Origin of the sequence: Arthrobacter sp. 2MCAF15, assembly GCF_052115605.1 — a bacterium.
In the GTDB taxonomy this organism is placed as follows: domain Bacteria; phylum Actinomycetota; class Actinomycetes; order Actinomycetales; family Micrococcaceae; genus Arthrobacter.
The window spans coordinates 254,787-272,736 of record NZ_JBFRGZ010000004.1; the positions used below are offsets into that span (position 1 = coordinate 254,787).

Sequence of the window (17,950 nt, forward strand, 5' to 3'; positions counted from 1 at the left end):
TTAGGAAGCCTTCCGTGCAGAGGCCAGGGCGCCTTCGACGTCACCCAGCAGTTCCTTCCAGCTGGCCACGAACTTGTCCAGGCCTTCGGATTCGAGCAGTGCCACGACGTCGTTGTAGGAAATCCCGAGGGCGTCGAGGGAGTTCAGGGTGGCGTTGGCGTCGTCGTAGCCGCGGGTGACGGTGTCGCCCGTAACGGTGCCGTGGTCGAACGTGGCGTCGAGGGTCTTCTCCGGCATCGTGTTGACCACGCCGGGGGCGACGAGCTCGGTGACGTAGAGGGTGTCCGGGTAGGCCGGGTCCTTCACGCCGGTGGAGGCCCACAGGGGGCGCTGCGGCAGGGCGCCGGCCTCGGCAAGGAGGGCCCAGCGTTCGGTGGAGAAGAGCTCCTCGTAGACCTGGTAAGCCAGGCGGGCGTTGGCCAGGCCGGCCTTGCCCTTGAGCGCCGCGGCTTCCTCGGTGCCGATGGCGTTGAGGCGCTTGTCGATTTCCGCGTCGACGCGGGAGACGAAGAAGGACGCGACCGAGTGGATCTTGGACAGGTCGTGGCCGTTGTCCTTGGCCTGCTCAAGTCCGGACTGGAAGGCGTTGATGACGGCCCGGTAGCGTTCCAGCGAGAAGATCAGGGTCACGTTGACGCTGATGCCCTCGGCCAGGGTGGCCGTGATGGCCTCGAGGCCTTCGAGGGTCGCCGGGATCTTGATCAGGACGTTGTCCTTGTTGACCTTCTTGTACAGGTGCTTGGCCTCCGCGATGGTGCCGGCGGTGTCCCAGGCGAGGCGGGGGTCCACCTCGATGGAGACGCGGCCGTCAACACCCTTGGTTGCCGCGGCGACGGGGGCGAACAGGTCGCAGGCGTCGGCGACGTCGGTGGTGGTGATTTCGAAGACGGTCTCTTCAACGGTGGCGCCGGCGGCGGCCTGGGCTGCGATGACGGCGTCGTAGTCGTGGCCGGTGGTGATCGCGGCGTGGAAGATCGACGGGTTGGTGGTGACGCCGACGACGTTCTTCTCTTCGATGAGCTTGCGCAGGGTGCCGGTCTGCAGGCGGCCGCGGGAGAGGTCGTCAAGCCAGATCGAGACGCCGGCGTCGGAGAGCTGCTGGGTGGGGGTAGTCATGTCATAACTCCTGGAAATCATGGGTTCCGGGGGACAGGGTCCCCCGGAACCGTGGTGGTGGATCAGTTGGTGAGACCGGCGAGGGATTCCTTCGCCGCGGCGGCGACTGCGTCGGCCGTGATGCCGAACTCCTGGAAGAGGCGCTTGTAGTCGGCGGACGCCCCGAAGTGCTCCAGGGAGATGGAACGGCCGGCGTCGCCGACGAATTCCTTCCAGCCCAGGGCCAGTCCGGCTTCGACCGAGACGCGGGCCTTCACGGCTGCGGGGAGCACGGCCTCGCGGTAGGCGGCGTCCTGCTTGTTGAACCATTCCACGCAGGGCATGGACACGACCCGGGTGGGGATGCCCTCGGCCTGCAGGGCCTCGCGGGCGGTCACGGCGAGCTGGACCTCGGAGCCGGTGCCGATCAGGATGACCTGCGCCTCGACGGTCTTGCCGTCGTTCGAGGCCTCGGCGAGGACGTAGCCGCCCTTTGCGACGCCGGCGGTGGAGCCGAACGTGTCACCGGTGGCCTCGGACGTGCCGCGGTCCCAGGTGGGGATGTTCTGGCGGGTCAGGACGATCCCGGCGGGGTTTTCGTGGTTTTCCAGCATGGCCTTCCAGGCCGCTGCGACCTCGTTCGCGTCGCCGGGGCGGATAACGTCCAGGCCCGGGATGGCGCGCAGGGACGCGAGCTGCTCGACGGGCTGGTGGGTGGGGCCGTCCTCGCCGAGGCCGATCGAGTCGTGCGTCCAGACATACAGAGACGGCACGCCCATCAGGGCGCCGAGCCGGATCGCGGGGCGCTGGTAGTCGGAGAAGATCAGGAACGTGCCGGAGAACGCCCGGGTCCGTCCGTGCAGGGAGATGCCGTTCACGATCGACGCGGCGGCGTGCTCACGGATGCCGAAGTGCAGGACCCGTCCGTAGGGGTTGCCCTTCCAGGCGCCGGTGGACCGGGACGCCGGGATGAACGACGGCGAGCCTTCGATCGTGGTGTTGTTGGACTCGGCGAGGTCCGCGGAGCCGCCCCAGAGTTCGGGCATGACCGGGCCGATCGCGTTCAGGACCTTGCCCGACGCGGCCCGGGTGGAGACATCCTTGCCGGCTTCGAAGACCGGCAGGGCGTCCTCGAATTCGCCCGGGAGCTTCTTCGCCTCGACGCGTTCCAGCAGCGCCGCGGCCTCGGGGTTGGCTGCCTGCCATGCCTCGAAGGAGGCCTGCCACTCGGTGCGGGCGGCCGCGCCGCGCTCCTGAACAGCCCGGGCGTGGGCCAGGACGTCCTCGTCCACCTGGAACGCGCGTTCCGGGTCGAAGCCCAAGATCTTCTTCAGGGCCGCGACTTCCTCAGAGCCCAGGGCCGAGCCGTGGATCTTGCCTGTGTTCTGCTTCTTCGGCGCAGGGTAGCCGATGATGGTGCGCAGCGAAATGATGGACGGCTTGCCCGTTTCGGCCTTGGCGGCGAGCAGCGCGGCGTGCAGTTCCTGCACGTCTTCCTTGTATTCGCCGGTCCGGGTCCAGTCCACGCGCTGGGTGTGCCAGCCGTAGGCCTCGTAGCGGGCCAGGACGTCCTCGGTGAACGCCACATCGGTGTCGTCCTCGATCGAGATGTGGTTCTCGTCGTAGATCACTACGAGGTTGCCCAGTTCCTGGTGCCCGGCAAGCGAGGACGCCTCGGAGGTCACGCCTTCCTGCAGGTCGCCGTCGGAGGCGATGACCCAGATGGTGTGGTCGAACGGGCTCGCGCCGGCGGGAGCGTCGGCGTCGAACAGGCCGCGCATCCGGCGCTGGGAATAGGCGAAGCCGACTGCGGACGCCAGTCCCTGGCCCAGCGGGCCGGTGGTGATTTCCACACCCTTGGTGTGCTTGTATTCCGGGTGGCCCGGGGTCAGCGAGCCCCAGGTCCGCAGCGCCTCCAGGTCCTTGAGCTCCAGCCCGTAGCCGGAAAGGAACAGCTGGATGTACAGGGTCAGGGACGTGTGCCCCGGTGACAGGATGAACCGGTCCCGGCCCAGCCAGTCAGGGTTCGCCGGGTCATGGCGCATCAGCTTCTGGAACAGCAAATACGCGGCCGGAGCCAGGCTCATTGCCGTTCCCGGGTGGCCGTTCCCGACCTTCTCCACCGCATCCGCGGCCAGCACCCGGACCGTGTCTACCGCACGCTGGTCCAAGTTAGTCCATGACAGTTCTTGCTCTTCCAAATGTGGCACGAAAACCGGGCCCCTCTCTGTGCTGACGGCCGGCGGTACGCTCTAGGGTCCGCCCCGGGCACAGTTCGGTGCCCGCTGCGGTTCGTACCAGCCGTTCACCATCGAAACGTTGATCTATCATTCAGACGCAGATGCAGAGCCGACTGTTCCGGCAAATTGCCTGTACGCGTGCCCGTGTGCGCTGATCTAAGGACAGCCTAGTCCCATTCCACTTGGTGGTCAGCGTTTATCTCACCAATTGGACCTGATTTCGCTTATGTGAATCACCTCCCGCGGCTGCCGCCGTGAGCAGGCGTTTACACGCCGGAATCATGGGGCGTACTTGGGCGGCTTTGGCGCCCGGGGCTCCACGGTATGATGGGTGGTGGCCTTCGACTGGGGTAAAGACACGGGCGCGCGTTCAGCGCTGGGCCCGATCTGCAGCTGCACGCGTTGCGAAATCCACCCGGAGCTGCCCAGCTAAGAGAAAACTGCACAGCCAGACAGAACTGCCAGACAGAACAGAGTGACTGCCACCGTGAGCACAACTAATACGCCGCTGAACGCCTCCCCGGCCTCGGGAAGAATGGGCTTCGGCCGCAAAGCCAAGGCCTACCTGGCGCTCACGAAACCCCGCGTCATCGAACTCCTGCTCGTCAGCACGCTGCCCACCATGATCTACGCCGAACGCGGGTTCCCCTCGATCGGCCTGATCCTGGCCACGCTCGTGGGCGGGGCATTCGCGGCAGGTTCCGCGGGCGCCTTCAACTGCTACATCGACCGCGACATCGACAAGCTCATGCACCGCACGGAGAACCGGCCCCTGGTCACCGGCGAGGTCACGCCCCGCGAAGCGCTGGTCTTCTCCTGGCTGCTGGGCGCGGCGGCGATCGCCATCCTCTGGTTCGGGGCCAACCCGCTCGCCGCGTGGCTGGGGCTCGGCGCCATCGTCTTCTACGTGGTCATCTACACCATGATCCTCAAGCGGCGCACGGCCCAGAACATTGTCTGGGGCGGGGCCGCCGGCTGCTTCCCGGTCCTGATCGCCTGGGCCGCTGTCACCAACACCGTTGAGTGGCCCGCCGTCGTGCTGTTCATGGTGATCTTCCTCTGGACCCCGCCGCACTACTGGCCGTTGTCCATGCGCTACGGCGAGGACTACCGCAACGCCAACGTGCCGATGCTGGGCGCCATCGCCGGGGCAAAAGTGGTCTCGGTGCAGGTGGTCCTCTATGCCTGGGCCATGGTGGCGTGCTCGCTGCTGATGATCCCGGCCGGCGGCGCGGGCTGGGTCTACACCGTGACCGCCGTCGGCGCCGGTGCCTGGTTCCTGTACGAGTCGCACGCCCTCTACAACCGGGCCCAGGCCGGCGACGTCTCCAACAAGGGGGCCATGAAGGTCTTCCACGGCTCCATCAGCTACCTGACGCTGCTCTTCATTGCCCTGGCGGTAGACCCGTTCGTCGGCTCCGCCCTCATGGGCGGCTAAGGCCTCCCCGTTCGTTTGCCTGACGCTCCCTCACCGCTGGTGGGGGAGCGTCTGCTGTATTGCCGGGGGATATCCTGACAAACCGAACAAGTACCACAGTCGAACTCAGATGAACACAGGTCAACACGGACCAGGCAACGCAACCCCAGGAGAGCCAGTGATCAACAGAAGCGATGTACTCCAGGCAGGGAGCCGCATCAGCGGCTACGTGCGCCGCACGCCTTTGCTCCGCGGAGGTACCGCTGAGGCTCCTCTGTGGTTCAAATGCGAGTTCCTGCAGCACACGGGCGTTTTCAAGGCCCGGGGCGCGTTCAACCGCCAACTTGCCGCCCGGGAGCGCGGCGAACTGGACCCCGGCCTCGGGGTGGTGGTGGCCTCCGGCGGCAACGCCGGCCTGGCCAACGCCTATGCGGCCGCGGCGCTCGGCGTTCCGGCCACGGTGTTCGTTCCGGAGACCGCGCCGCGCGTGAAGGTTGAGCGCCTGCGCGCGTACAACGCGACCGTGCGGCAGGTCGGCTCCGAGTACGCGGAGGCTTTCGCGGCCGCCATGGAATACGTGGCGGAAACCGGCGCCCTGTTCTGCCACGCCTACGACCAGCTGGAGATCGCCGCCGGCGCGGGCACCATGGCCGAGGAGATTCTGCAGGACGAGCCGGGCATTGACACGATCGTCGTCGCGGTGGGCGGCGGCGGACTCTACGCGGGAGTGGCTGCAGCGGCCGAGGGCCGGGCACGGGTCGTCGCGGTCGAACCCCGCAACATCCCCACACTGCACGCGGCCCTGGCGGCCGGCCACCCGGTGGATGTGGCCGTTTCCGGGGTCGCCGTGGATTCCCTGGGCGCACGGCGGGTGGGCGAGATCGCGTTCGACATTGCGACCCGCGTCCCTCCGACGTCTGTCCTGGTGGACGATGCTGCAATCATCGCCGCCCGGTCACTGTTGTGGAGCGACTACCGGATCCCGGCCGAATACGGTGCGGCGGCGGCACTGGCTGCCCTCACCACGGGGGCGTACACGCCCGCCGAGGGGGAACGCGTGGCAGTGATTGTCTGCGGAGGGAACACGGATGTTTGCACGCTGGAGAGCCGTCCCGACGCCGACGCAACGGGTTCCGGTGTTTAGGCCGCCGATGATTCCCGGCCGGGCGTGGCCAAGGCTTCCGGAGACCTGTTGCTGACGGCCCGCGGCTGGGACTGGGCCGGCTGGGACTGATTGCGACGCTGCTTGACCGGCTGGGACTTGTCCGGGTAGCGCTGGTCGAAGCGGGCCCGCGCCACGCGGCCCAGCCTTTCGACGGTGTGCCAGCTGATGACCGCGATGAGCAGGGTCAGCAGGATTGCCGAGACCGCGACGACCGGGGGGAGGTCCGCCGTCGAGCCGCCGTTGATCCAGAGAATGACGACGTAGTTCCACAGGTACGCGGCGTACGACAACGTTCCCAGCAGTTGAAGGGGCCGCGTCCAGGTCGGCATCGCTGAGGTGCGGGAGGCCGCCAGCGCCACCAGGACGGCCGCGGCAGCCATGGCGAGGGGGCCGCCAAGGAAGATGAAGAGCGGGCTTTCATTGGCCTTCGGGAAGAAGACCAGCGACGCCAGGGCGGCCACTGAACCCAGCAGGGCCGCACGCCGGAGCCGGCGGCCGGTGAACCAGCTGAACACGTGGACCCTGTACAGCCGCAGGGCCGCACCGATGACCAGCCCCAGGCCCCATGTTGTCGGCAGCGCGTAGACCAGGGAGTGGAGCTGCGGGGCCAGGATCAGCATCGCCAGCACACTGGCGGCCATTAGGAACAGGGCGACGGCGGCAGAGACGCCAATCAGCCGCCCCTGGCGGTTGCGGCGCAGGGCGAGCACAAGCAGCGCAGGCCAGATCAGGTAAAACTGCTCTTCGACGGCCAGCGTCCACAGCGGCCCGATCGCCATGCTGACATCGAAGGGCAGCGGCAGGTCCTTGAGATAGCCAAGGCCGGCGAGGACGGTGTACCCGACGATTCCCTTGGACCTGTCCCCGAGGACATCGGTGGCCAGTTCCACGACCGCGTACACGCCAAGCAGGGAGATCAGGGCCGGCACCAGTCGGAACGCCCGGTGCGCGTAGAAGCGGCCGTAACGAATTTTCCGGTGCCGCTCGATATCCCGGAGCAACACGTTGGTGATGAGGTAACCGCTCAAAACAAAGAAGGCAATGACACCAATGATGCCGGCGCCCTGAAAAATCCCCGGCCAGGAATGTCCCAGCAGGACGGCGCCAACAGCGGCACCTCGAAGAACGTCCAGACCATCCAGGCGTGGGCGCCCTGTAGTGTGTTGGGCCGCCTTGGCGGGCCTTTCGCCGACTAGTAACGCCACATGTCCTCCGGTGCCTTTATCTGGCCGGTTCCGATTCCAGCTGAATCACGGCAAAACCGACGCGTCCTCTTTCTCTGAATGCGATTGCGGCGCCTCTTGCGCCGTGTTCAAGTATTCCCCGCTTGGCTGGACGAAACCTGACTCCGGCCCTGCGGCCGCCCGGCGATTAGACCCCCGGACGGTTCGGGAACGGGGCCGCCGATGCCGGCGCGCGGGCCTCTAAGCCCAAGGACTACAGGGTCCAGTATTCCGAAGGCCGTCCTGCCTGGACAAGTGACTGGTGAGTAAATAGCGCTGGAATGTGGGCGAAGTCTCGCCTTCGGCCGGCTCCCGGACCGTCTCCATGCAGCCTGCGGGTGCCGTTCGGGACTGCTCCCGACGCCGGCCGAGGGGTGCCCTGCCAGTACCCCTAAGACCACGGCACCCCACAAGCCGGGCGTCCGCGTTTCAATTGGATCCTGCCCAGCCACCCCATCCAGAGGAACACCGTGTCACACCGCGAAACCACTTTGGCCCCACCGACATCTGCCCCCGCTACGTCCCGCTCCGCACGCCCGAGAGTCACGCTGTTGCTGGCCTCGCTCGCCTTCTTCCTCATCACGTTGGACATCCTGATCGTCAACGTCGCGCTCACCAACATCGGCCGGGAACTCGGCGGCGGAACAACCGGGCAGCAGTGGGTGATCGATGCCTACACGATGATGTTCGCCGCGCTGCTGCTGTTCGCGGGTAACCTGGCGGACCGGATCGGTGCGAAGAGGGCACTCGGATGGGGCATAGCGCTATTCCTGCTGGCTTCGGTTGCCTGCGCGCTGGAACCGTCCTCAGTGTTGCTGATCGCCGCCCGCGCAGTGCAGGGGGCCGCGGCGGCGGTCATGCTGCCGGCGTCGATGGCGCTGGTGCGCCAGGCATTTCCCGATCCCCGGCGGCGCGCGCATGCCCTGGGGATCTGGGCTGTAGGCGGTGCCGTCGCGGGGGCCGTGGGTCCCCTGGTGGGCGGGCTGCTCACCACCGTGAACTGGCGGCTCGTGTTCGCGATCAACCTTCCGGTCTGTGTTGCCATGCTCGTGCTGCTGGCTGCTGTTGCAGCGTCGCCCGTGAAGCCGGCGCCGTTCGATTGGGCCGGGCAGTCGGCGGCGATCATCGCGTTGACGGCGCTGATGTACGGCCTCATCACCGGGGGTGCCGAGGGTTTCGGGTCCTGGCCGGTAATGGCGAGCCTGGTCCTGGCCGCCGCGGGCATCGCGGGATTTGTCCTGATCCAGGCGCGGGGACGGCACCCGATGATGCCCCTGGGGCTGTTCCGTTCCGTGGGGATGCGCATCGCCGTCGCGGTCGGATTTGCCTTCATGGTGGGCCACTTCGGCTCCGTCTTCGTCATCAGCCTCTACCTCCAGCAGCACCTGGGACTGACGCCCCTGCAGGCAGGACTGGTCTTCCTGCCCTCGGCAGCCTTCAGCGTCGCCGGCAACATCGCCAGCGGAACGCTCGCGAACCGTTTTGGGCCCCGGGTCCCTGCAGTTCTCGGACTGGCCTCGATGGTGGCAGGACTGGTTGCGATGCTGGTCACGGCGCCGTTGGGATCCCCGATGCTCCTGGCAGTCCTGCTGATCCTCACCGGCTCCGGCGGCTCCATTGCGATGCCTCCGGTCACGTCCGTGGTGCTGGCCAGCGTGCCGGCCGGGCAGGCGGGCACCGCCAGCGCGGTCTTCAACACCTTCCGGCAGGTCGGCGGGGCCGTGGCCATCGCCGTCTTCGGCGCCCTCATCGCCGAGCCGGGCGGGTTCGTTCATGGCATGCAGCTCAGCTTCACGGTCGCGGCTTCCCTGCTGCTCGTCACAGCAGTGGCAGCGCTGTTCCTGCGCCCGCCGGCAGTTCCTGCGGTGTGATCTGCGGTGTGATCAGAGGTTGTGCGCCAGCAGTTCGAGGCCGATCACCAGCAGGCTCAGCACAACTTCGGCGAACATGATGGCGGCCTTGTGATGGAGCGGGATATCGAGGCGCCGGATCGCGAGGAAGCCGACGACGGCCAGGGAGAGGACGAGAACGACGATCGCCCACCCGAGGGCCGCAGCAGTTGACAATAGCCCAAAGCCGGCGGCCGTCAGCAGAAGCAGCGGAGTCACCAGGACACCGAGGCCGTCGGCGCTGACGGCCATCATGTGGTGCAGTTCCTCACCGGTGGGCAGCTTCGAGTGGACGGTCAGGTGGCTCAGGAGATCGGCGACGAAAATCCCCAGCAGGGACCCGATCACCACGATGCTGAGGGTGGCCGCCGCGGCCGCGGGCGAGGTCTCGTCCGCGTGGCTCCGCAGCGCCAGCACCACGGCAAGGCTCGTGAAGATGATGTACACGCGCTCTTTGAGGCTCGCCGCGCGTTGCCGGGCCGAAGGTGAAGGGGGCACGGTCGGTTCTGTCGCTTGCATTGAGAAGGCCTTCCGGTCAGCGACACGGAAGTGAACGAAAAAGAGCCCACTGCCGCAGCCGTCGATGTCCATGCCATCTCATAGTCCACCCGGAAATCCCGTCAGGACCAGCCCCGGGACGTGAATGCCGTAGTGAACTCCGTCGCCGCGGCGCCGGCGGCTATTCCACGGGGCTGTAGCGGGCCAGGTCCGCGGCGTTGGTGGCCGCGCTCATCAGCAGGGCCGCCGCCAGCATGTGCGCGCCGACCAGCAGCGCCGGGATGCCGTTGTAATACTGGGTGAAGCCGATGACGGCCTGTAGCACGGTGACGCCCAGCAGCATGAACACGGCGGAGCGGAACGGGCCCGGGATCCGCCCGCGGACCACCAGGAACAGCCCGAACAGCGCGCCGGCGGTCACCAGGTAGGCGGGGACGGCGTGGATGTGCGCGAACAGGTCCCAGTCGAGATCATTGCGCGGGGCATTGGCGTCGCCGGCGTGCGGGCCGGCCCCGGTCACCACCACGCCGAGGCAGACGGCCACTGCAGAGAAGAACGCGACGGCGGCCATCACCGGGCGTGCGGCGCCCGGCAGTGCGGGCAGCTGCACGGTCCTGGCCTTGCCGGTGCGGCCGTAGGCCCGGTTCACCAGCAGGGTTGCGAGGACCACGAGGGCCATGGAGACGAGGAAGTGCAGGCCCACGACCCACGGGTTCAGCTGGGTCAGCACGGTGATGCCGCCAATGACCGCCTGCGCCGGGATGCTGGCGAGCAGGCCCAGGGCGAGCAGGAACAGATCGCGGCGTTCCTTGCGGAGGTTCCAGAGGTACACGAGCATCATCACGGCAATGGCCGCCAGCGCGAAGGTCAGCAGCCGGTTACCGAATTCGATGATGCCGTGGAACCCCATTTCCGGCGTGGTGGCGAGGGACGCTTCGGTGCAGCGCGGCCATGTGGGGCAGCCCAGGCCCGAGGCGGTCAGCCGGACGGCGCCGCCTGTCACCACCAGGACGATCTGCCCGATGAGTGACAACACGGCCAGCCGCCTGATCGTGTTGTCGACGCTGGTGGGCAGCCGGGAGGTGAACCCGGAGATGATCCGGGGGGTGCGTGACGCCGTGCTCACAGATTTCTCAATTCCACTTGAACCAACGGATTGCTGCGCCGCCGGCGATCGCCGTCCAGAGCAGCAGGACAAGTACGGCGCCAAGGTTGACGCTGCCGTCCAGGAATGCATCCCGCAGCGCCTGGCCCAGCGCGCCGGAGGGGAGGAAATGCACCACAGCCTGCGCCAGCGCCGGGAGCCGCTCGCTGGGGATGACAATCCCGCCCAGCGCCCCGAGGAGGATCCAGAGCAGGTTGGTAATGGCCAGGGTCGCCTCGGGCCGGACCGTCCCGGCGACCAGCAGCCCCAACGCCGTGAAGGCTGCGGCCCCGAGGACCAGTATGGCCAGGCCCGGCACCCAGCCGGCAGGATTGGGCTGCCAGCCAAGGACAAAGGCCACCGCGGCCACGACGAGCACCTGCAGGAACAGCACGGCCAGGACGGCCAGGATCTTCCCTGCGATGAGGCCGGTGCGGCCCAGGGGAGTGGTGGAGAGGAAGCGCAGGACCCCGTAGCGGCGGTCGAATCCGGTGGCGATGCCCTGCCCAGTGAAGGCGGTGGACATGGCGCACAGGGCCAGGACGCCGGGGACGGCGACGTTGATGCGGCTCGAGCCGAGTCCGTCCAGCAGCGGGGTCACGGTCAGGCCGACCATGGCCAGCAGCGGCAGCACGATCGCGAGGATCAGCTGCTCGCCGTTCCGCAGCATGGTGATGGTCTCGTACTGGCCCTGCAGCAGGATGCGGCGCAGCAACGGCGCGGGCGCGCTGCCGTGCTGGGTGCCGGGCGCGCTGCCGCGGCGTGCGCTCTCCAGCGGGGCGCCGCTTGAAACGCTGGTCATCGGATCTCCCTTCCGGAGATGTCCAGGAAGACGTCTTCGAGGCTGCGGGCTTCAAGGCTCAGGGAGCTGGGCATGATTCCACGCGCGGCCCACCACCCGGTGATCGCGGCGAGGTCGGCCGGGGTCAGCGCTCCGGTCGCGGCGTAGCTGCCGGCCCGCGCCTCGGTGACGTCGACGCCGTCGGGCAGCACGCCGGTGAAGTCCAGGCCGGGTTCGGTTTCGAAAAGCAGTGTGCGGATGTGCTGCCCGGAGTCGCCGGCGGGCAGCTGGTGCTGGAGGAGCTGGGCGACGGTGCCTTCTGCGACGTTGCGGCCGGCGTCGATGATGTAGACGTAGTCCGCGAGGCGTTGGGCGTCGTCCATGAGGTGTGTTGTCAGGACAATTCCCATGCCGCTGTTGCGCAGTTCTGAGATGAGGTCGAAGACCATTTGCCGCGACTGCGGGTCCAGCCCGGCGCTGGGCTCGTCGAGGAAGAGGACCTCGGGGTTGCCGACCAGCGCCGCGGCCAGGGCAAGGCGCTGCTTCTGCCCGCCGGACAGGCGCCGCACGTTGGTGCGGCTGAAGGTGTCGATCCCGAGGCGTCCGATCAGCTCATCGACAGGCCACGGGTCCTGGTACATGCCGGCGATGTGCCGCAGCAGGGGGATGGGCCGGGCCGACGGCGGGAGGCCGCCGTCCTGGAGCATGACGCCCACGCGGGCGCGCAGTCCGGCCCCGGCCGCGTCGGGATCCTCGCCCAGTAGGCTGATAGTGCCGGCGGTCCGCTTTTGGAGGCCCTGGGCGCATTCAATGGTGGTCGTCTTGCCGGCGCCGTTGGCGCCGAGCAGGGCCGTGACTTGCCCGCGTTCGGCAATGAGGGACAGGCCGCTGACCACGCGCAGCATCTTGCCGTCGAGAGTGGGCAGTGGACCAACATCCTTGACTAGCCCGCTGATGGTCAGAACGGGGGATTCGGGAGATCGCACCTCAGCATTCTACGCGATGTAGTACGGCCTTTCCCCGGCGGGGGCGCTGCCGGGGAGGCAAGCCATGCCTTACTGGAACCCGGGAGTAAATTACGACATGATTGTGTTGTGTATTCCATGAGCTCATCCGCGTCCGCAGCCCCGTCCGGGCGCGGCGCCGCACGCGCCGGGTCCGCCCGGGCGCACGTGGCGGCTGTGCCGGACGTTGTGCCCGCAGCCGGCGGCAGCCACACCCACGAGGCCGAGGAGCGCACGCGTGACCGCGTCCTCAACGCTGTTCTGGAACATGGACCCATCAGCGCAGCCGAACTCGGCGACCTGCTGGGCTTCACCCCCGCCGCCGTCCGCCGCCACCTCGACCACCTCGCCCGCAGCGGAGTCATTGAGGTCAAGCGGGCTGCCCGCGCCGGCGCCGGCGCAGGCCGCCCCGCCCGCCGCTATGTCCTGAGCTCCCAGGGCCAGTCGACCCTCGGCAACGACTACCTCGACATTGCCACCGTGGCCCTGCGCCGCCTCGGCGAGGCAGCCGGGCCGGAGGCCGTGCGGCAGTTCGCCGTAGAACGGTTCGCCGACATGGAGCGCCGCTACGCACCCGAGATCGAGCAGGCCGGACCGGACATCACAGCCCGCGCCCAGGCTCTCTCCGAGGCCCTGAGCCGCGACGGTTTCGTGGCCTCCGCGCAGTCACTTGAAGCCAAGGCGCCGCTTCCGGCCGCGCTGTCCAGCGTCCAGCTCTGCCAGGGGCACTGCCCCATCCAGCACCTGGCGGCGCAGTTCCCCGTCTTCTGCGACGTGGAGACCGAAGTTTTCGCCCGGCTGGTCGGCGTCGATGTGCGCCGGCTGTCCACCCTTGCGCGCGGCGGCCACGTCTGCACCACCCACATACCTACGGGCCGTCCGGCCGCCGTCGGGACTCCTGGTCCCGCAGCCCCGGTCAACCCGGACGAAGTATCCAACCATCTGCAAGAAAGGCCGTGATGACGGACCAACTATCAGAGAAGAAGGTTGCTGACTCTACTGTGATTTCGGAGATTCTGGAGAAGAATCCCGAGCTCCACGGAATCGGCACCTATGAGTACGGCTGGGCCGACAAGAACGACGTCGGGGCCAACGCCCGCCGCGGCATCGATGAAGACGTTGTCCGCGACATTTCGGCCAAGAAGAACGAGCCGGAATGGATGCTGGACCTGCGCCTGAAGGGCCTGAAGTACTTCGACCGCAAGCCCATGCCCACCTGGGGCGCGGATCTGTCCGGCATCGACTTCGACAACATCAAGTACTTCGTGCGCTCCACCGAGAAGCAGGCCGCAACCTGGGAAGACCTCCCCGAGGACATCCGGAACACGTACGAGAAGCTCGGCATCCCGGAAGCCGAGCGCAGCCGCCTCGTCTCCGGCGTCGCCGCGCAGTACGAGTCTGAGGTTGTCTACCACCAGATCCGCGAGGACCTGGAAGCCCAGGGCGTCATCTTCCTGGACACGGACACCGCACTGCGCGAACACCCGGAGATCTTCCAGGAGTACTTCGGCACCATCATCCCGGTGGGCGACAACAAGTTCGCCTCGCTGAACACGGCCGTCTGGTCCGGCGGTTCGTTCGTGTACGTGCCCAAGGGCGTCCACGTGGACATCCCGCTGCAGGCCTATTTCCGCATCAACACCGAAAACATGGGCCAGTTCGAGCGCACGCTGATCATCGCGGACGAGGACTCCTACGTCCACTACATCGAAGGCTGCACCGCGCCGATCTACACCTCGGACTCGCTGCACTCCGCCGTCGTGGAAATCATCGTGAAGAAGGGCGCCCGCGTCCGCTACACGACCATCCAGAACTGGTCCACCAACGTATACAACCTGGTCACCAAGCGCGCCATCTGCGAAGAGAACGCCACCATGGAATGGATCGATGGCAACATCGGCTCCAAGGTCACCATGAAGTACCCGGCCGTCTACCTCGTGGGCGAAGGCGCCAAGGGCGAGACCCTGTCCATCGCGTTCGCCGGCGAAGGCCAGCACCAGGACACCGGCTCCAAGATGGTCCACATCGCGCCCAACACCAAGAGCTCGATCATCTCCAAGTCCGTGGCCCGCGGCGGCGGCCGCGCCGCCTACCGCGGCCTGGTCCAGGTCCGCGAGGGCGCCAAGCACTCGGCCAACACGGTCCGCTGCGACGCCCTCCTGGTGGACACCATCAGCCGGTCGGACACCTACCCGTACATCGACATCCGCGAGGACGACGTCACGATGGGCCACGAGGCTACAGTCTCGCGGGTCAGCGAAGAGCAGCTGTTCTACCTGATGTCCCGCGGCATGCGCGAAGACGAGGCCATGGCGATGATCGTCCGCGGCTTCATCGAGCCGATTGCCCGCGAACTGCCGATGGAATACGCCCTCGAGCTGAACCGACTGATTGAACTGCAGATGGAAGGATCGGTCGGTTAATGACTGACATCACTACTGAAAAGGCCCGCATCGGCGCGCCGTCAGCCCAGCCGTTCATCAACGGTTTCACCGAGGAAGGCGAAAGCCTTTCCCCGCTTAACGCCGCGGAATCGAAGTCGCCGCTGGCCGGCGAAGCCGTCAAGCGCCACTCGCACGGCGGCGGCGTCGGTATCCCGGACAGCTCACGCGCCGGCCGGCTGACCTCCTACAAGCTCGCGGACTTCAAGCCGCTGACCGGCATGGAAGAGGACTGGCGGTTCACCCCGCTCAAGCGCCTCCGCGGCCTGCACACCGAGGTCCTCAACGGCGCCGCGCCGTCCGTGAGCGTCACCGCTCCGGACAGCGTCCGGGTCGAGACCGTCGGCCGCGAGGACCGCCGGATCGGCTCCGCAGCCATCCCCGAGGACCGCGTCTCCGCGAACGCCTGGGAGAACTTCACCGAGGCCACCGTCATCACCGTGCCCTCCGAGGTCCAGGTCCACGGCGAGGTCAGCGTCCTGCTGACCGGCCAGGGCACCGAGGCTTCCGCGCAGCACGTCGTGATCGTCGCGGAAAAGTTCTCCAAGTCCGTGGTGGTCCTGGACCACCAGGGCACCGCCGTCGTCTCGGAAAACATCGAAATCCTGGTCGAGGACGGCGCGCAGCTGACCGTCATCTCGCTCCAGGAATGGAACGACGACGCCGTGCACGCGTCCTCCCAGCAGGCCAAGCTCGGCCGTGACGCGAAGTTCAAGCACATCGTCGTCAGCCTCGGCGGCGATCTTGTGCGCGTCACCCCGTCGGCACGCTTCACCGCTCCGGGCGCCGAAGTGGAACTGTTCGGCCTGTACTTCGCCGACGCCGGCCAGCACTTGGAGCAGCGCCTGTTCGTGGACCACGCCGTGGCCAACTGCAAGTCCAACGTCCTGTACAAGGGCGCCCTGCAGGGCCGCAACGCGCACACCGTCTGGGTGGGTGACGTCCTGATCCGCAAGGAGGCAGAAGGCACCGACACCTACGAGGCCAACCGCAACCTGGTCCTGACCGACGGCGCCCGCGCGGATTCCGTGCCGAACCTTGAGATCGAAACCGGCCTGATTGCCGGCGCCGGACACGCCAGCGCCACCGGACGTTTCGATGACCAGCACCTGTTCTACCTGATGGCCCGGGGCATCCCGGAAAAGGTGGCCCGTCGTCTGGTGGTCCGCGGCTTCCTCAACGAGATCATCCAGAAGATCAATGTCCCGGCCATCGAAGAGCGCCTCACGGAAGCCGTCGAGCGCGAACTCGCGGCAACTGACAACTAGTGCCCAACACTAAAGAACACGGGAACACGGAACACATCAATGACTGAACAGCCAAAGGGCGAGCTAGTCTGCAACGCCAGCGAGATCCAGGTCAAGCAGGCGCTGCGGATCCTGATCGACGACTACCCCGTAGCGATCGTGAAGGACTCGATGGGGGAGATCCACGCCATCGGAGACACCTGCTCGCACGCGGACATCTCCCTCTCCGAAGGAGAAGTTGAAGGCTGCAAGATCGAATGCTGGGGCCACGGTTCCCAGTTCGACCTGCGCAGCGGCGAGCCGCTCCAGCTGCCAGCCTACGATCCCGTTCCCGTGTTCGCGGTGACCGTCCAGGACGACGAGGTCTACGTTGACTTCACCAACGTCCTGAACGGCGCCGAGGCCCCAAACTTCAGCTAGCTGCCTGCAGCCGGCAACCCGCACAAAGAAAACTTATCGCCAAGAAAACGCACAGTGCCGGAGGGCACCGTGCAGAGGAGAACAAGACATATGTCGACTCTTGAGATCAAGGACCTGCACGTCAGCATTGACACCGAGCAGGGCACGAAGGAAATCCTGAAGGGCGTCAGCCTGACCATCAGGACCGGCGAGACGCACGCCATCATGGGTCCGAACGGTTCCGGCAAGTCCACCCTGGCTTCCACGATCGCCGGGCACCCGCGCTACAACGTCACCTCCGGCACCATCACGCTCGACGGCGAAGACGTCCTGGCGATGAGCGTCGACGAGCGCGCCCGCGCCGGCCTGTTCTTGGCCATGCAGTACCCGGTGGAGGTGCCGGGCGTGAGCATGACCAACTTCCTGCGCACCGCCAAGACCGCGATCGACGGCGAAGCCCCCAAGCTGCGCACCTGGACCAAGGACGTCAAGGAGGCCATGGCGCAGCTGCGCATCGACGCCGACTTCACCCAGCGCAACGTCAACGAGGGCTTCTCCGGCGGCGAGAAGAAGCGCGTCGAGATTCTCCAGCTGGAGCTCTTCAAGCCGAAGTTCGCCGTCCTGGACGAGACCGACTCCGGCCTGGACGTCGATGCACTGAAGGTTGTCTCCGAGGGCGTCAACCGCGCCCACTCCGGCGGCAACATGGGTACCCTGCTCATCACGCACTACACCCGGATCCTGCGCTACATCAAGCCGGACTTCGTGCACGTGTTCGTCGACGGCCAGGTTGTTGAAGAGGGCGGCCCGGAGCTCGCCGACCGCCTCGAAGAAGAAGGCTACGACCGCTACGCCACCGGCGCAGGGGCAGCCACCATCGCTGCCGCTTCGGCTGCAGCACAGGCATAGTTAGGAGTCCGCCATGACCGAACTCAATGTGGCCCGCACGGGCCTCGAGGACGTGGAGGAGGCGCTCAAGGATGTGATCGACCCGGAACTCGGGGTCAACATCGTTGACTTGGGCCTGCTCTACGGCCTGAAGTACTCGGACGACGACGGCGCCCTGCTGATCGACATGACGCTCACCACCGCCGCCTGCCCGCTGACCGATGTCATCGAGGAGCAGGTCGGCAAGGCCCTGGACGGAGTCGTCGACGAATGGCGGCTCAACTGGGTGTGGATGCCGCCATGGGGTCCGGAACGGATCACCGAGGACGGCCGCGACCAGATGCGCGCGCTGGGCTTCAACATCTAGATCCCCGCGCACAGCTCCCCATGGGCCCCGGCCCGGGTTGTGAACGACGACGGCGGCCCCACCTCACCGAGGTGGGGCCGCCGTCGTCGTACACCCGCCGTTCCCATATCGCCGTGGCGGTGGTCTGATAAAGACAAGGAGTCCACCACGCT

16 protein-coding genes are annotated in these 17,950 nt (G+C 67.0%); 9 read left to right on the top strand and 7 right to left on the bottom strand.

Annotation, left to right across the window (positions count from 1 at the left end):
- Positions 1-1,116: a transaldolase gene (gene tal, locus AB4089_RS07085; RefSeq protein ID WP_441408587.1), complete on the bottom strand. Its 1,116-nt coding sequence runs from the start codon at positions 1,114-1,116 to the stop codon at positions 1-3.
- Between the two features lie 62 nt (positions 1,117-1,178).
- Positions 1,179-3,296, bottom strand: a complete 2,118-nt coding sequence (gene tkt / locus AB4089_RS07090) for a transketolase (RefSeq protein WP_441408687.1) — start codon at positions 3,294-3,296, stop codon at positions 1,179-1,181.
- A gap of 514 nt (positions 3,297-3,810) precedes the next feature.
- Here tkt and AB4089_RS07095 point away from each other — a divergent pair.
- A complete protein-coding gene (locus AB4089_RS07095) occupies positions 3,811-4,773 on the top strand; it encodes a heme o synthase (RefSeq protein WP_441408588.1) in 963 nt (320 codons plus the stop codon).
- A gap of 157 nt (positions 4,774-4,930) precedes the next feature.
- Positions 4,931-5,896, top strand: a complete 966-nt coding sequence (locus AB4089_RS07100; RefSeq protein WP_441408589.1) for a threonine/serine dehydratase — start codon at positions 4,931-4,933, stop codon at positions 5,894-5,896.
- Here the strand turns inward: AB4089_RS07100 and AB4089_RS07105 are convergent.
- On the bottom strand, positions 5,893-7,122 hold the full coding sequence (locus tag AB4089_RS07105) for an acyltransferase family protein (protein ID WP_441408590.1): 1,230 nt from the start codon (positions 7,120-7,122) through the stop codon (positions 5,893-5,895). The two genes, AB4089_RS07100 and AB4089_RS07105, sit on opposite strands and share 4 nt — an antisense overlap.
- 569 nt (positions 7,123-7,691) lie before the next feature.
- On the opposite strand from AB4089_RS07105, the gene AB4089_RS07110 reads away from it, so the two are divergent.
- Entirely contained in the window at positions 7,692-9,011 is a 1,320-nt protein-coding gene (locus AB4089_RS07110; protein ID WP_441408591.1) for an MFS transporter, read from the top strand.
- 12 nt (positions 9,012-9,023) lie between these two features.
- Here AB4089_RS07110 and AB4089_RS07115 read toward each other — a convergent pair whose 3' ends face one another.
- The 4 genes from AB4089_RS07115 to AB4089_RS07130 all read right to left on the bottom strand — a co-directional run bounded on the left by AB4089_RS07115 (position 9,024) and on the right by AB4089_RS07130 (position 12,438).
- A complete protein-coding gene (locus tag AB4089_RS07115; RefSeq protein WP_441408592.1) occupies positions 9,024-9,548 on the bottom strand; it encodes a hypothetical protein in 525 nt (174 codons plus the stop codon).
- Positions 9,549-9,708: 160 nt separating this feature from the next.
- Complete coding sequence (locus AB4089_RS07120) at positions 9,709-10,653, bottom strand: COX15/CtaA family protein (RefSeq protein ID WP_441408593.1); 945 nt, start codon at positions 10,651-10,653, stop codon at positions 9,709-9,711.
- A gap of 7 nt (positions 10,654-10,660) precedes the next feature.
- Positions 10,661-11,473 carry an ABC transporter permease gene (locus tag AB4089_RS07125; protein WP_441408594.1) on the bottom strand — a complete coding sequence of 271 codons (813 nt, stop codon included), beginning with the start codon at positions 11,471-11,473 and terminating at the stop codon, positions 10,661-10,663.
- On the bottom strand, positions 11,470-12,438 hold the full coding sequence (locus tag AB4089_RS07130; protein ID WP_441408595.1) for an ABC transporter ATP-binding protein: 969 nt from the start codon (positions 12,436-12,438) through the stop codon (positions 11,470-11,472). The genes AB4089_RS07125 and AB4089_RS07130 overlap by 4 nt, the downstream gene beginning before the upstream one ends.
- Positions 12,439-12,555: 117 nt before the next feature.
- Here AB4089_RS07130 and AB4089_RS07135 point away from each other — a divergent pair, with 117 nt between their 5' ends.
- The 6 genes from AB4089_RS07135 to AB4089_RS07160 all read left to right on the top strand — a co-directional run bounded on the left by AB4089_RS07135 (position 12,556) and on the right by AB4089_RS07160 (position 17,798).
- On the top strand, positions 12,556-13,416 hold the full coding sequence (locus tag AB4089_RS07135) for a helix-turn-helix transcriptional regulator (RefSeq protein ID WP_441408596.1): 861 nt from the start codon (positions 12,556-12,558) through the stop codon (positions 13,414-13,416).
- On the top strand, positions 13,416-14,879 hold the full coding sequence (gene sufB, locus AB4089_RS07140; protein ID WP_441408597.1) for a Fe-S cluster assembly protein SufB: 1,464 nt from the start codon (positions 13,416-13,418) through the stop codon (positions 14,877-14,879). Before AB4089_RS07135 ends, sufB begins: the two co-directional genes overlap by 1 nt.
- Positions 14,879-16,165 (top strand): Fe-S cluster assembly protein SufD, encoded by a 1,287-nt coding sequence (gene sufD, locus AB4089_RS07145; RefSeq protein WP_441408598.1) that lies wholly within the window; start codon positions 14,879-14,881, stop codon positions 16,163-16,165. Before sufB ends, sufD begins: the two co-directional genes overlap by 1 nt.
- A gap of 39 nt (positions 16,166-16,204) precedes the next feature.
- A complete protein-coding gene (locus tag AB4089_RS07150) occupies positions 16,205-16,564 on the top strand; it encodes a non-heme iron oxygenase ferredoxin subunit (RefSeq protein WP_441408599.1) in 360 nt (119 codons plus the stop codon).
- A gap of 90 nt (positions 16,565-16,654) precedes the next feature.
- Positions 16,655-17,452 carry a Fe-S cluster assembly ATPase SufC gene (sufC, locus tag AB4089_RS07155; protein ID WP_441408600.1) on the top strand — a complete coding sequence of 266 codons (798 nt, stop codon included), beginning with the start codon at positions 16,655-16,657 and terminating at the stop codon, positions 17,450-17,452.
- Between the two features lie 13 nt (positions 17,453-17,465).
- Positions 17,466-17,798: a metal-sulfur cluster assembly factor gene (locus AB4089_RS07160; RefSeq protein ID WP_056434018.1), complete on the top strand. Its 333-nt coding sequence runs from the start codon at positions 17,466-17,468 to the stop codon at positions 17,796-17,798.
- Positions 17,799-17,950: the final 152 nt, after the last annotated feature.

Excerpts from the sequence above, each read along its gene's own strand:
- tal (WP_441408587.1), bottom strand. The coding sequence starts at position 1,116 with ATGACTACCCCCACCCAGCAGCTCTCCGACGCCGGCGTCTCGATCTGG.
- AB4089_RS07115 (WP_441408592.1), bottom strand. The coding sequence starts at position 9,548 with ATGCAAGCGACAGAACCGACCGTGCCCCCTTCACCTTCGGCCCGGCAA.
- AB4089_RS07125 (WP_441408594.1), bottom strand. The coding sequence starts at position 11,473 with ATGACCAGCGTTTCAAGCGGCGCCCCGCTGGAGAGCGCACGCCGCGGC.
- AB4089_RS07135 (WP_441408596.1), top strand. The coding sequence starts at position 12,556 with ATGAGCTCATCCGCGTCCGCAGCCCCGTCCGGGCGCGGCGCCGCACGC.
- sufB (WP_441408597.1), top strand. The coding sequence starts at position 13,416 with ATGACGGACCAACTATCAGAGAAGAAGGTTGCTGACTCTACTGTGATT.
- sufD (WP_441408598.1), top strand. The coding sequence starts at position 14,879 with ATGACTGACATCACTACTGAAAAGGCCCGCATCGGCGCGCCGTCAGCC.
- AB4089_RS07150 (WP_441408599.1), top strand. The coding sequence starts at position 16,205 with ATGACTGAACAGCCAAAGGGCGAGCTAGTCTGCAACGCCAGCGAGATC.
- sufC (WP_441408600.1), top strand. The coding sequence starts at position 16,655 with ATGTCGACTCTTGAGATCAAGGACCTGCACGTCAGCATTGACACCGAG.
- AB4089_RS07160 (WP_056434018.1), top strand. The coding sequence starts at position 17,466 with ATGACCGAACTCAATGTGGCCCGCACGGGCCTCGAGGACGTGGAGGAG.